The following is a 14,702-nucleotide window of genomic DNA, read 5'->3' as shown; positions in this document are numbered from 1 at the left end:
GGCGCGCTGATTACAACCACCACCGCCCCCACACGAGCCTCGACGGGCTCACCCCTTGGGAGTATCACCAACGGTCACAAGAGCACCAAACCCTGAACAGCGCTAACCTATAAGCGCGGACTCTAAGGGGAGCAGGTAAATTCTGAGGCCACAAGGCAAACCGAACTTCAAAGCACTGCACTTTTCGCCGAGCATAGATCAGCGCAGAAAGCTGACTACGCGAACGAAACTAACGATTATACCCAACTGAACCGTTCCGGTGAGATGCTTTCGCGACAGGCAGTTACTCTACCGAGAAGTAGGGGCTCGGCTTCTGTGAAACACAGGCGTGCAGATTTTTTGGAAATTGCACGTAGGTTCACCCGTCCCGTCGTGGTCACTACCTTGTTCAATAGCGGTTTTGCCTGATCCCTCAATCAATTTCCTGCGAATGACCTGCCGCCGGGTTGGCCGGAGTTCGCCAGCGGCGGCTAACTCTTGCGAGGTGGCACGGTACGAGACCAACACCTTGCAAACTGCCGTAGCATAAGCAACATTTTCACCTGGCTGGTGTGTCTTTTCAGCCTTTGACAAGCGCGTTTGTGAACTAGTAGGGGCGTCAGCATTCTTTACTCGCATCGAGATTTCTGCGTCCTGGTCGTCGATGACAGCGCGACGAGCCGGATCAAGTTAACGGCCGCGATCCAGGCGCTTGGGCATCAGGTTGTCAGTGCCGATGGGGGCGCACAGGGGCTCGAGGTGCTGCGCGCCCAAGACATCGATCTCGTCTTACTCGATATCGTCATGCCCGAGATGGACGGCTACGACGTGCTGCGCGTCATGGGCGCTGATGCGCTCTTGGCGCAAATCCCGGTTTTGGTGATCTCCTCTCTCGACGACATGAAGGAGATCGTGACAGCGATTGAGCTTGGGGCCGTCGACTTTTTACCGAAGAACGTGGACCCGCTTCTGTTAAAAGCGCGCGTGTCGGCCTGTCTGGAAAAGAAGCGCCTTCGCGACTTGGAGCTTGAGTACCTACGCGACGTGGACCTTTTGACGGACGCGGCGCGGATCGTGAATGAGACGGATTTTAATCCCGCACGCCTCCCCCTGGAAAAGGTGAACGAGCGGAGCGACCCGCTCGGGGACTTGGGTCGTGTCTTCACCCAGATGGCCGGCGAGGTGCATCGCCGAGAGATGGCCTATAGGCGCCAGATCGACCTGCTACGCGGAGGGATGCTCCTCATCCTCATGGGGGTGATCACGGGGCTTTACCCGGCGCTTTCCAAGATTTTGACGGGGACGTCGATTGACAATCCGCTAGGCATGGCGGCTTGGGTTTCGTCGATCACGATGCTCCTTGGGTTGGCGATGTGCCTTGTCCGCGGTAACATCCCCAAGCTGACGTGGAAAAAGCTGCGGTTTGCGCTGATTATTGGGCCGTTTGCCGGGGCAATCCCGCAACTGGCGTTGTTTGCCTCTTCCGAACACATCTCAGGCATCGAGCTCTCGATCATCCTCGCGATGGAGTCGATGATTGTCTTTTTGTTCACTACAGCGCTTCGTTTGGAAAAACCCACGATCCTTAGGTTTCTGGGGTTGGGGCTGGGCCTTGTCGCCGTGGCGCTTGTGCTGCGCCCGGTGGGGGATCAGGCGGCCGTCTGGGCGCCGATCTGGCTGATGGTCGCTTTGCTGGTGCCGATCAGCGCTGGCGTCGAGGGAATACTCATGGTTGCCGTGCCATCCGAGGAAACCGATCCGTGGGAGTTGGTGTTCCTCACCATGCTGGGTTCATCCGGCTTCGCCTGGATCGCCGCCGTGGGCATGGGCGCGACGCTTGGCGTTTCGGCCATGGATCAGACGACGATGACCGTTATTGTTCTGTTCGCCGCGTTGTCGGCGGGCGCGACATGGCTCCTGGCGGTGGCGGTGCGCAAGACAGGCGCGGTCTTTGCAAGTCAGTCGGGGTATGTGGCGACGATTATGGGCGTGATTTGGAGCATCCTGTTGTTGTCCGAGACCGGGTCCATGTGGATTTGGGCGGCGCTCGTTTGCATGATCGGCGGGATGATCCTGGTGCGGCCCAAGGAGAGCGACGAGATCGTGAAACCCGAACAGGTCAAGCGCGACGTGCCCGCAGGGATCGTCAAACCCGGCTAAGGACCTCGCCGAGGCTTTCGGGCGTAAACGGTTTGGACAGGTGGGCGATGGCACCCAAAGCCAAAACACGCGCCAATTCATCGGGGTCGTCGGTGGACGAGACGATGATCACTGGGATCGCGTCGGTCGCCGCGTCGGATCTGAGCGCTTCCAGCACAGCGCTCCCGTCCATTTCGGGCATCACAAGGTCGAGCATGACGAGGTCATAGGCGGCGCTCTGCACCGCCTCCAGGGCCTCGGCACCACTGGCGCACCCTGTCACCTCAAACCCCCGGGACTTGAGCGCGAGGGTTAGCTTCATCCGGTCGGTCAGGGCATCATCAACCACTAGGATGCGTGTAAGGGCCATGGTTATGTCGCTTTCTCGGTGGGCATTTGATGGGCGTTCAGCGCGTCGACCGCGGCTTCAAACTCAGCTTCTAAAACGGGGAGGGTCGTCGCCAAGGTCGTGAGGCTGCCGCGCTGTGCATCCGCTTCGATGGACTTGCAAAGCTGCGCGAGGCGGAGCGCGCCAAAGTCATTGGCGCTCGACTTCAGCGTATGGGCCGCGCGGCGCACCATCTTGGCGTCGCCGGCGGTATCCCCTGCTTTGATCTGGGCGAGGAGTTTTGGGGCTTCATCAAGGAAACTTTGCTTCAGCATGGCGAATGCCTCAGCGTCACCGCCAATGATCTCCATAAGGTTGGTGATTGCCGAAGGGTCGAACTGCGCGGCGGTGTCATCGGGGGTCTGTTCAAGCATCGGGCGCGTCTGGTCTGGGGGGCCACCCGCAAAGCAGGCTTTGATGGCGGTTTGCAGGGCGGGGATTGAGATGGGTTTGCTGACATACTCATCCATGCCAGAGGCGAGATAACGCTCTCGGTCCCCTTGGATGGCGTTGGCGGTCATCGCTATGATCTTGGGGCCGCCCTCGGCATAGGCGTTGCGGATGTTGGCGGTCGCTTCGAGACCGTCCATCTCGGGCATCTCGATATCCATCAGCACGAGGTCGTAGGGCGCGCGCTCGAGGGTTTGGAGGACCTCGAGACCATTGTTGGCGATATCAGCGCGATAGCCCATCCGCTCCAGGATCAAAACGCCAAGCTTGATGTTCGTGGGATGATCATCGGCCAAAAGAACACGCAAGGGGAGCGTGTCGGCCAGCGTCTCTTGCATCGGCGTCACGGGCATAGGGGTGGTAATGTCGTGGGCGACTTGGGCCTGGCGGTTGGTGAGGGCAGACAGGATAGCGTCCAGCAGGGCTGAGGGTTTCAGCGGCTTGGGGACAACGGCGTTGAAGAGGTCAAGATCAACGCCCGATGCCTTGCTGGGGGATGTCCCGCCGAGCGAGCTGCAGAGGATAATGGGGAGCGTCGCGCCACCGGGCCGCGCATGAATCCATTCGGCGAGCATCGCACCGTCGATGTCGGGCATGCTCATATCGGTGATCACGAGGTCGAAGTCTGACGGGGTCGCCAGTAGCGCCTGCGCCTCCGCGGGGGAGGCCGTGACGGTGGGGACCATGCCCCAGGCCTCGGTCTGACGCGCGATGATTTTGAGGTTGGTGGCGTTGTCGTCGACGATGAGGACGCGCTTGCCCGCGCAATCCGCCATCTCAAGCGTCCGGTCGGTGCGCGGGGGCGCCTCGGCTATGGGCAGCGTGAGGCGGAAGTGGAAAGTTGTGCCGACGCCCACCTCGCTTTCCACCTCAATCTCAGACCCCATGAGCCGCATGAGGCGTTGTGAGATCACCAGGCCAAGCCCCGTGCCGCCATAGCGGCGCGTGGTCGACGCATCAATCTGGCTGAAAGAGTGGAAAAGTCGGTCCATCCGATCCTGCGGAATGCCGATCCCGGTGTCCCGCACGGCGACGCGCATGGTGCTTAACGTGCTCGACGCTTGCGTTGTCGGGTCCGGTGCAATCGTCACAACGACTTCGCCGGTTTCCGTGAACTTCACTGCGTTGTTGACGAGGTTCAGGAGGACTTGCCGAAAACGCGTGGCGTCGCCGACCAGAAACTCCTCGGTGCCCGGTTCAATGGCATAGGCCAATTCGATCTTCTTCTTTGCGGCAGCGTACGCCACAAGGTCGAGCGCTTCTTCGACACAGGTGCGCAGATCGAACGGGTGATGCTCGAGCTCGATCTTACCGGACTCGACCCGCGTGAAGTCTAGGATGTCGTTGATGATCGTCAGAAGGCTGTCGGCTGACGTATTGATCGTCTCGCAATAGTCGCGCTGCTCAGATGACAGATCGGTGTCGAGGAGGAGGTTCGTCATCCCGATAACCCCGTTCATTGGGGTTCGGATTTCATGGCTCATCGTCGCAAGGAATGTCGACTTGGCCTCACTCGCGGCCTGCGCCTTGTCGGACGCATTCCGTAGCTCGGTGATGTCGCTATAGATCGCGACGGTCCCGCCATCCTCGGTTTTGAACTCGCTGAACTTGATCCAGCGGCCATCGGAATATTGCTGGACGTGGTCGCCCTTTGGGTCGCGGTAGGCAGCCAGCCGCTCGACGATCCACGCCTCTTCCCGCCCGACGGCGTCACGGACCAAGCCATGTGCAACAGTCCGACGGATGATGTCGTCAAAGCGGTCACCCGGTTTGACCTGATCCTTTAGATCGGGCCCAAGCATTTCGAGATAGGTCTTGTTGCAGAGGACCAGCTTGTCATTGGCGTCATAGAGGACAAATCCTTCTGAGATCGTCTCAATCGCGTCGGTCATCAGGCGACGCGTCTCCGAAATCTCGCGCAGGTTCGTCTCTTCCACCTCAATGGCGGTGTCGCGAAAGACAGTAAGCGCCGCGGCCATCTTCGCGATCTCATCGTTTCCGTCTGCTTCGGGCAGTGGCGCGCGAAGGTTTCCGCCAGCGATGGCCAACATGCTTGCGCTAAGCGCCGTAATTCTGGCCACAAGGTTGCCGCTGACATACCGCCAGATCACCAGTGCCGCACTCGCAAGGCTCAGGACCGTGACGCCGATGATCACCCAAGCACCAACCGTCTGGGCGGAGCGGCCATCACGGCTGCTGGTGGCGATTTCTTGTTCGGTTTGCATGACCAAGGTGTCGACGATCTCAGTCAGCTCCGCCGAAAGCTCCGCGTTTTGCAGGACGAGGTCCTGGCCAATCTGATCGAGTTGCAGTTCCCTCTCCCGGATCCGCGGGATTGAGTTCAGCCCCGTCGCCAAGCCAGCCAAGGTCTCGATATGCGGGGCCAGGCGCTCTTGCGTCGCTTCGTTGATCTGGGTCACCAGACGCTCGAAGTTTTGTTGCGACCGCCGGAGGGGGAAGGCCAAGGCGCTGATCTCAGAGGGCGATGTGGCCAGCGCTGCGCGCACCAGCATGTCGTTGATAGCCGCCGCCTCGAACCGGGCGGTCTGTTGGGGCAGCGTGCTCGACACCAGTTCTTTGAGCTCCGCCAGTGTCTCATTCAACTCCGCAACGCTCGCACTCGGTTCGGCAGCTTGACGTTGAAGCTGAGCAAAGCGGGCGTCGAGGATCATCACACCAGGCGAAAGGGCGCCCTGGATCGCGCTGTCGGTGAGGGCCAGCGTTTCGACCAACTGGTCCTTGATGGAGTTCACCTCAAGCCGTTCCCCGACCGTGACATTCAATTGACGGATATTACCACCAAGCCGCATGATCGCGGGCTCCAACCGCCGCGCCTCAGTGGCCGACAGGTTGCCGTTGCGCAGGACGGCGAGTTGGTCGTTCAGCTCTTCAATCTCGGCAAAGATCCGGGTTGAGATCTCCTCCCGCTCCACCTCGTTGGGCACGGACAAAAGCGTGGGAGCGGTGGCCACGATACGCTCGGCTTGCCGCGACATCTCGATGGTGCCCAGGGCGGCGGGTACGTTTTGCGACGTAATCCTGTCGAGGACGGAACCCACGGTCGAGAAAGAAAAGAGCGCCGCAGCCGCGATGAAAACGCCCAGGCTGCTGATGCCGAAGAACGCGAGAAGGAGCCGCCCTCGAACCCCTGCGGCCCCAAACATCAGCTCAGAAGTAGATCGAGAAGGGGAAGTATTTGGCGTTGATCGTCTGATACGTCCCGTTTTCAATAATCGCGATCAACGCCTCGTTCAGTTGATCGAGCAGGGCATCGTTGCCCTTATCGACGGCGATGCTGATTCGGTCATTGATATCGATGAACTCACCGATGAACTCATGGCCCTGCCCCTCAGCGGTTTGCAACCACGCATAGCTCGGAAGGTTGTCCCCGATCACGAGGTCAATGTCACCGGCCACAAGCGCCGCCAAAGCCTCGTCCTGGGTATCGTAAAGGCGCGCCTCAACCACCCCGCTATAGGTCGCCTCGAGATACTCGGAACTCACAGTGCTGCGCAAGGCGCCCACGGTCTTTCCAGCGAGGCCCTCAGGCGTGATCTCGATCCCGCTGCCGCTTTTGCCAACGAATGTGAGCATGTTGGAGTAGTAGGGGAGCGTGAAAGACACTTTCTCCTCCCGTTCCGGCGTGATCGACATGGACGCGACGATCGCGTCATAGGCTCCCTCGTTCAGACCGTCGATCAGGAGGTCCCAGTCGTTCTGGACGATCTCACAGGTGACTTGCAGCTCGCCACAAAGCGCGTTGGCGATATCTACGTCGAACCCAGCCAGATCGCCGTTGTTGTCATAAAAGCTGAACGGCGCATAGAACCCTTCCGTCGCGACACGCAAGGTCTCTTGTGCATGTGCACTGACCCCGGCAAAACACACCGCCGCCACCGCAAGTATCGTTCTCATCCGATTCTATCCTCGCCTTCGCGACACACCTGGAACAATGGCCGCATCGCACCCCAAGACCACACCGCAACAGGTCTAGCGACCCCACTTTGGGAGCGCGTCCGCATTCGCGTATCCAGGAGAAGTTTCCCCCGCACCCTTTCGTAAAACGGTATTTCTGCCGCCAAGCAGTGTCAAATTGTTGTTTCTATCCGCCGCAAGTTGACGGTCGGTGTCGGCAACATCAGCTGGCTTCTCACATGAAAAGCTTACGCCACCCCTCAGTTTAGCTAAATCTGTGCCTTTCACTCACGCAGTGTGTGGCTTTCGTTTCCAATCCCACAGAGCAAACCTTTTAGTTCGGCAACAGATGCGGAATTCAGCTTACTACTTAGCGTCCTTATTCCCCGCAATCGCGCTATCACAGCGAAGGTCTGGTCTGGCGGGCCGCAGCGCGGCATCGTCGAGCGGAGGCCTAGGTCCGGTTTGGGCCGAACCTGAGTGAGGCGGGTCAGAAAAATGTCGGCAATACTGACATAACGCATAATCAACATTATGTTAATATCGTGACTTTCATAGACGCTTACCCATTGCCGTGGCCGCCGCCGTCATCTTCTGTCTATGACCATCAATCAGCCGAGACTCTAGAAACTTCCAACGGACATATCCGCAGCAGCCACAGGCGTCTCAGGTCAAGAAGTGACCCGACCGTTTCAAAGAATGAAATCGGATTGAGCCACGGTGCCGACCACATAGATCTGAGCGTCCGTCACCGCATCGCCATTCACGTCGAGGCTCGCAATCGTCACGGCAACGCCCGCCTTTGTCGTTTCCACCAGCGCCATCTCAGCAGCCGCCCCTGAGAAGGTCGTGACAACAGAAAAGGCCTGATCACCTCCAGCGCTGAGATCAGCGTCGATATTAGAGACGTCTATCTTGTCGCCGTCCGCCCGGGAAAAATCGCGAACCTCGTCTCGACCGAACTGCCCGATCCCCATTTCCGAAATTGCGGCGAAATGAAATACATCCGCGCCACTGCCCCCGAAATAGAGGTCGCGCCCGGACCCGCCATCCAGAAAATCTGTTCCCGACCCGCCCAGCAACCTGTCGTTATTGGCACCGCCCAAAAGGCTGTCGTTATTACCCCCGCCGATCAAGACGTCGTTGCCTGCAAGCCCGAAGAGAGTGTCATTCCCAAGGGACCCCTCAAGCCGATTGCCGTGGATCTCGGTTCCGGTAATCTCGTCGTCAAAGCCCGAGCCGAAAGCGTGTTCCACCCGAACAAGCGTATCGGTGCCGCCGCCACCCGTCGCCGTCCCAGCGTCCAGGTTGACGACGACCCCGGCGTCGAGCCCCACGTAAAGTACGGTGTCGAAATTGCTGCCGCCGTCGATCATGTCATCGCCAAGACCTCCGTCCAAACGATCGGCAAACGTGCCGCCAGAGAGACTATCGACGCCATCACCGCCTTCGAGGCGATCCTCGCCTGCCCCACCGATCAGCGTGTCATCGCCGTCATTGCCGCGCAGGGTGTCGTTTTCAACCAGCCCGTCTAGCTCGTCATTGCCGTCGCCGCCTTCAACCAAGTTGGCCGCGTCATCGCCCCGGATCACGTCATCAAATGCCGAGCCGCGTAGATTTTGGATATTGAGCAACGTGTCACCCAAGGCGTCGCCGCCGCTGAAGAACCCCTGTCCTAGATTGATCACCACACGCGCATCCGAATGCGCATAGGACGCGAGGTTAGTGCCGCCCTGTCCATCGATCACATCGGCACCGGCGCCGCCTTCGATCTCGTTGTTGGTGCCGTCGCCGCGCAGCACGTCGCCAAAGGCAGACCCGCGCAGGTTCTCGATGGACGTCAGCGTGTCGCCCGCCGCATGCCCACCGGCTTCGAAATTCGCGCCGAGATTGATCACGACGCGTGCATCCGAATGCTCATAAGACGCGGTGTCGGACCCGCCTTGCCCGTCAATCACATCGGCACTAGCGCCACCTTCGATCACGTTGGCCGTGTTGTCGCCGCGCAGGACGTCATCGAGCGCAGAGCCGCGCAGGTTCTCGATAGACGTAAGTGTATCCCCCGTGGCATGCCCACCAGACACAAACCCGGCTGCGAGATTGACCAAGACACGCGCATCCGAATGCTCATAAGACGCGGTGTCGGACCCGTCCTGTCCGTCAATCACATCGCCATCGGCACCCCCTTCGATCACGTTGGCCGCATCGTCACCCCGCAGGATGTCACTGAATGCAGAGCCGCGCAGATTTTCGATAGAAATGAGGGTATCGCCTGCCGCGTCGCCACCGGCTTCGAAATTGGCCTCTAGGTTGATGACAACGCGCGCGCCGGACCTTTCGTAGGATGCGGTGTCCGACCCGTCCTCACCGTCGAGCGTATCGCCTCCGGCACCGCCCTCAAGCGTGTCGTCGCCACCTCCACCACGGATGACATTGGCGAAGTGGCCCACCGCAGAAAGCTCATTATCTCCGTCATCGCCCTGGATCCCGGCTGCACCAGCCACGCGAACGTTTTCTATATTTGTAACGATATCCCTATTCGACCCGTTGAACAGGATACGCTCCGCGCCCAGGTCGACCACTTGGGACGACGTCGGATCAATGCTGCCCGAGGATGAAAAGAAAAACAGGTCTGTTCCAGCGCCGCCATCAAACGTCCCGATAACCCCGGCTTGCGTGAAACTCTGCTTTTCGAGCACGTCGTCATCGTCCCCACCGCGGAGCCTATCGGCCGCGTCCGGCTCTTCTCCTGACCGGAGCGTGTCGTTGCCCGCACCGCCGTCGAGGCTGTCAGCCCCGGCGCCGCCATCGAGACTGTCATTTCCGTCGCCGCCATCGATGACTTCGACATTGGCACCGCCGGTTATGGTGTCATTTCCGCCTTTGCCGAGAAACGTGAAGGTGACGCCAATATCGCTGGCGACGCCGGTGATCAGATCGTTGCCCGCCGCCGAGTCGATGTTTTCCACCCTCAGAAGCGTGCGGTTTGGAAAATCCCTGACGCCCCAGATGGCAGCCTCAAGGTCGAATTGGAGATTTATGACATAGGTATCTTCGATATTTAGCGTATCGTCCCCGATACCGCCATCAATACTATCGAAGCCCTCACTCGTTGCGTTGAAAAATAGGTCGTTGCCATCCCCACCGTTCAGGCTGTCAAAACCGAAGCCACCCTTGATTGTATCATTACCACCCTCGCCCGATATTTCGTTGCTACCATCGTCGCCGATAAATTCCTCATTGGCGCTACTGCCACGGACGTTTTCGAAATTGGTGACGGCCTCGGTGTTGGTGCTAAACCGGACCTCCTCGTTTAGAAGGTCATAGATCGTGCCATTGGCCATGCCTGACCCAAAAAGCCAGTCAATATCATCGCCGCCATCGCGGGATTCATTGGCTGAAACCGCTGAAATCCCAATGCTGTCATTCCCGGCGCCACCAAAAACCTGATTAGGTCCGGATCCATCCGTGATCGTATCATTGCCATCATGGCCAAACACCCTGTCACTACTGGCCGAGAAGGTGTCGTCGCCAAGGGTGCCGATCTGAAAGTCATTGGGGGCGTACACCGGCGCATTGACGTTGTCGCGCACATCGAAGATTTCCGCCTCAATGTCGGCCGTGGTCTTGAACGTGGTGATGAAGCGTCCGTCGGCCAGGCCAATCCCGCCCATCTGGGTTTCACCGCCGGGCGCGCGCGTTACCGTCGCGCCAACCGAGACACCTGCGGCATTAAAGCGTTGCATGGCAAAGGTGCCGTCCTCATCGTCGTCATAGGCCACGACAAAGCCGCCATCGGCCAACGCGATCAGGTGCGGTTCGTTATTGTTGTCGGTCGTGCCGTCGCTGTCGACCAGGGTGACAGCGCCCTGCGCCACGCCGTCATTGTCATACCGTTGGAACTTGATGTCGGTGTCGTTGCTGTCGACGTTCTGCCAAGCGATGACAAATCCGCCCCCGGTCAACCCGATGACGGATGCATCCACATCACTTTCGCCGTTCGATGCAGTGTCCGTCACAAACGCCGCACCGCTGCCCCCTATGCCCGTGGTCCCATCGAGTATTCTAAAGACAAGGGCATCGTCCGCACGGACGCTGTCCCGGTCTTCGTGCACCACGACATAATTGCCATTCGACAGCGCCGCGATATCGGTGATGTCCGAGGAGGCGGATCCGGCAAGGGCCGTGACAGGCGACCCAACCGTGGCATCCGCAGCCACGCGCACGGCTTGCACCTCCGTGTCCGACCCGTCGGCGGCAGAGTCATCGGTGAATTGATAGGCCACCACATAGCTTCCATCGCTCTGGGACGCCACCGACGGCTTAGAAACGACGTCGCCCGCCGTCGGCGTGAATGCGATGGTCAAGCTGTCGCGTGTTCCGATGGTGCCGTCGGCGTTGGTCGTCCATTCCGAGGCGCGAATTCTGTTGCTCGTGGGCGAGCCGTCATCGTCAGTATAGACGACGACGAAACGGCCATCTTCCAGCGCTGCGGCATCGAACTCGCGTTCGTCATCCGAATCGAAGCCGTTGGCGATGAACTCGTTGCCGATCTCATTGCCCAGCGGGTCATAGATCTGGCCGATGATGTCAAAACCGTTGCCAGTGCCGCCGACCGCGTCGGAGTTGTCTGCCCAAAACACAACGATGTTGCCGGTGGTCAGCTGGATGACAACAGGCTCTTCTTGGAGAGACCCCCCAGGACCAAACGTGGTGTTGTTGACGGTAAACTGGCCGAGCCAGGACTCAGGTGTCAAAGGCATGAAACACTCCAAACAAAATCGCGTCGCGAGACGAGCAGCGGTGCCTGAACCGGACTGCACGGGGACCGTACATGTTAATCTCTTGTTTACCTACGTTTTTCGCGAGACGTCTTGCCGTCGGCGATCCCGGCGATCTCTCGGAAAAGCGCGTCAGCTTGCCGGGGAGGGCGTCACGTCATTGGCTGACCCATTCCCTCCCAGAGAAATGACGTCGACCGTCAGACTTGTCTGCTGGTGACCTGCCTCCCGTGAAATCTCTCAACGTGGTGTAGATTTTGCCCTGGCTGCTGTGCTCCCCGACCGCGAAGCGACTAGGCCTGGAGTTTCTTGTTTCCTTGCTCTGAGCCTTTTCTCTGTACCGCCTTGGCCAAGAGTTTTCGGCCTCTGATCACGACGGCGGGCTGGCTGATCCATCGGGATTATGGATGTCCGCCGGAACCTTGTAGCCGATGGCGCTGTGCGGCTGAACTTCGTTGTGGTCTTTGCGCCATACATCCAGCTTGTCGCGAGCGTCGGCAAGGCTCATGAACCAGTGCGCGTTCAGGCATTCGGCATGGAGCTTCGCATTGGAGGTGAGGCGGGACATGAGGCCGGTGTCCGTCGGTTTGCTGGACATGTCCCAGATTTGTGCCGCTCCGTTGACTTCGTTTTGTGTCACAAAGGACAGCACCGATAGCATCACGACCAACCGAGAAATTCCGCGCCGAAACAGTTCAGATGGCTTTGACCAGCAGGCTGTTACGTAAGCAGGTAGCGGCGGATTTTGGGATCGGCTTCACGACGCTGAATCGCAAGAGACAACAGAACCGGCGCAATTCTGAGAAACCAACCGTCCAGTCCGATTATTTGGAACGCGAGATCGGGGAGCTGCGAAAAGAGAAGCGCCTACTCCGGGAGGAAGGGGCATGCCAAAATCGGTCGTTATCGCCGATGACAGAAACGTATGAGTTTTGACCACTTGGCCTAAGCTTTAAGGTTGCTCAGCCCATACCTTGTAGTCGAACAATGCCCCGTCTTCTCTGGCATACTGGACCTGTCTGCGAACATAGGCGGCAGAACGGGCAGGGTCTAAGTGATGCATCCAATGCTCATCATCACCGGGAAAAGGTTGAGGCGAAACTTCGTAGCCATGATTGGGGGACACCGTGCCGCCCTCCGCTCGAAACACTTCCATCCTAGAGACACCAAAACCCCGTGCCGCGAGGTATTCATTGAACTCGAGCAGTTCTGCTTCGGAAAGTGTATCGGTGCCTCGACCAGTTTGTGCTTGGGCAAGGAGCTCTTCAAATCGCTTGTTCATGTTCACTCCAAAGGCCGGATAATCTCGCCAGGATCGTTTTCTTGGTGGCTCAGCGGCAAATTTCGATTGCTTGTCGCCCTGACGTTTCCATCCGCGTCCAGTTTAACCCAGTGACCATCTGAGCCCGTCAATAGTCTAACATCCTGTCCTTTGAGGAGACCACGACCTTCGATAAAGCCGCTCAAGTCGGGACGAGGGTTAGCGATGATTTCATCAATCTGCTCGACCGTATGACCTTTGCCGGTGATATATTCTTGCCCATCCCCCTTCGCGCCATGGGGAAGAATGCTGTTCCCGTCAGGTGTCGTTGTGGTCCCTGGTCGCGCCTCAACGATACTCGGCCCCGTCCCTTCTGGGATCGGGGTTGAAATGATGTTGCCCGTTGGATCATCCGGAATGGGGGAGCCGGTGTTGTTTGGCAGGCCCAGCTCTTCGATGGGATAGGTTTCAAGCCATTGCTCGATCCGTTCTGGTGTAAAGCCAGGTAGTTCACCCAAACGGCGCTCATCCTCTGTCAGTTCTGGGAGGACCTCGATCCAGCCTTGTGCCAGTTCGCCTTCCCGAAGCTGTAAATCACCGCGTGCGAATGCTTCACCAGCGGCTCCAATGAAATCTTGCAAAGCCCGCTGTTTCGCGGGATCGCCGCCAATGCCGGTGTCCAGAATGGTGCCGGGGTTCAGCAATTCGTAAAGCGCTGCTGCCTCAGCGCCGATACGCGCAAACTCAGAGTTCTTGGGTAGAATGGGGTATCCGCCGCTACTGATCCCTTCCTGCACGAGGGCATAGGCTGTTGCGGCCAGGCGACCCTCGACAGTTGTGACATCCACCCCAAGCCGCGCGCCTGCCTCATCTACGCGCCGATCACGCATAGCGTCCGTCCAATCTTGCAGCGCATCAGACGCGAGAAGCGCCGCGCCAACGCCAGTCAGAGCGCGCAAGCCACGTATCGCGTCAGTTGGATCGAGAGCAGGGAAACCATCTGCCGTGGGTGCAAAATCCGCCAGAACAACATTGCTTTGTGCGCCAGGTAAAACAGGTTCAGCATAGCAACGGCAATTGTGTGCCTCGCCAGGATGGCCGCCTTGCGGCGGATCATCCCAACGGAAAACGCGATCATCATAAGTAGCATGGCTGTCACGAACTTTGGCATCGTCCCGCGAGCGCCAGATGTATTGCACAATCCCAAGGTCTTCCTGCCGCAGTTGGTTTACCAACCCTGCGAAGGCGCGCAAAAGACGTTCTTCCATAGCCGTTCGAAGGGGCCGCAATCGCTGTTGGTGATTTTGGTATTGGCTGAAAATGCTCTCAAGGCGGACGTCCCATGCATCAAGCGCCTCAGTCTTTGCATCCGACACATCTCGTAGATCGGCTTCGGTGACAGTTGGGACAGTGTCCGGCGGCGTCAGCGCGTTCAGGAGCATCCGAGTGTTTTCGGAAATCACCTGATCGAGGCGGTCGCTGAAATCGGCCTTCAGGGCGGAATAGTTTGGAAACGTCGATTTGAGTGACAATCCCAAACGACGACCAACGATGCGGCCATTGCGCCTTGCAAGAACATACTGGGCTTCACCGCCGTGTCTGAGGAAGTCACTGAAACTGTGTTGCATGGATCCCCCAACATCGAAGCGAACCCGTTTGTCTGCGCGAGCAGTTAATTGTGCGTTAACAACCCGGACGTTGCTGTTAGTGAAAGTCCAGAGGTCTGGTGATGAATGGGATCGACAAAAACCCCCTGTCAGAACCTATGCGTCAAAAACGGTCGTTTGTG

General features: G+C 58.7%; 8 protein-coding genes. 1 reads left to right on the top strand and 7 read right to left on the bottom strand.

The genetic code is table 11. The annotated features are described in order from the left end of the window. Positions 1-603 precede the first annotated feature (603 nt). Positions 604-2,139 carry a response regulator gene (locus tag K5R33_RS18565; RefSeq protein WP_308443254.1) on the top strand — a complete coding sequence of 512 codons (1,536 nt, stop codon included), beginning with the start codon at positions 604-606 and terminating at the stop codon, positions 2,137-2,139. Here the strand turns inward: K5R33_RS18565 and K5R33_RS18560 are convergent. From K5R33_RS18560 to K5R33_RS18530, 7 genes are all read right to left on the bottom strand, one after another. Next, positions 2,126-2,488: a response regulator gene (locus K5R33_RS18560; RefSeq protein WP_220750582.1), complete on the bottom strand. Its 363-nt coding sequence runs from the start codon at positions 2,486-2,488 to the stop codon at positions 2,126-2,128. The genes K5R33_RS18565 and K5R33_RS18560 overlap by 14 nt on opposite strands. A 2-nt stretch (positions 2,489-2,490) precedes the next feature. Beyond that, positions 2,491-6,120, bottom strand: coding sequence for a response regulator (locus tag K5R33_RS18555; RefSeq protein WP_220750581.1), 3,630 nt, complete (start codon positions 6,118-6,120; stop codon positions 2,491-2,493). Between the two features lie 4 nt (positions 6,121-6,124). After that, the gene (locus tag K5R33_RS18550; RefSeq protein ID WP_220750580.1) at positions 6,125-6,871 is read right to left on the bottom strand and encodes a transporter substrate-binding domain-containing protein; all 747 of its coding nucleotides are present in this window, start codon (positions 6,869-6,871) and stop codon (positions 6,125-6,127) included. 692 nt (positions 6,872-7,563) lie between these two features. Continuing rightward, positions 7,564-11,634, bottom strand: coding sequence for a beta strand repeat-containing protein (locus tag K5R33_RS18545; RefSeq protein WP_220750579.1), 4,071 nt, complete (start codon positions 11,632-11,634; stop codon positions 7,564-7,566). A gap of 388 nt (positions 11,635-12,022) precedes the next feature. After that, positions 12,023-12,313, bottom strand: coding sequence for an integrase core domain-containing protein (locus K5R33_RS18540; protein WP_308442992.1), 291 nt, complete (start codon positions 12,311-12,313; stop codon positions 12,023-12,025). Positions 12,314-12,604: 291 nt separating this feature from the next. Continuing rightward, positions 12,605-12,934, bottom strand: coding sequence for a hypothetical protein (locus K5R33_RS18535; protein ID WP_220750578.1), 330 nt, complete (start codon positions 12,932-12,934; stop codon positions 12,605-12,607). A 2-nt stretch (positions 12,935-12,936) separates the two neighbouring features. Then, on the bottom strand, positions 12,937-14,541 hold the full coding sequence (locus tag K5R33_RS18530) for a phage minor head protein (protein WP_220750577.1): 1,605 nt from the start codon (positions 14,539-14,541) through the stop codon (positions 12,937-12,939). Between the last annotated feature and the right edge of the window lie 161 nt (positions 14,542-14,702).

The sequence above is a fragment of the Jannaschia pagri genome (genome assembly GCF_019655435.1).
Taxonomy (GTDB): Bacteria; Pseudomonadota; Alphaproteobacteria; order Rhodobacterales; family Rhodobacteraceae; genus Jannaschia; species Jannaschia pagri.
Note: the sequence above shows the minus strand (reverse complement) of the source record. Positions and strands in the feature narration are given on the sequence as shown.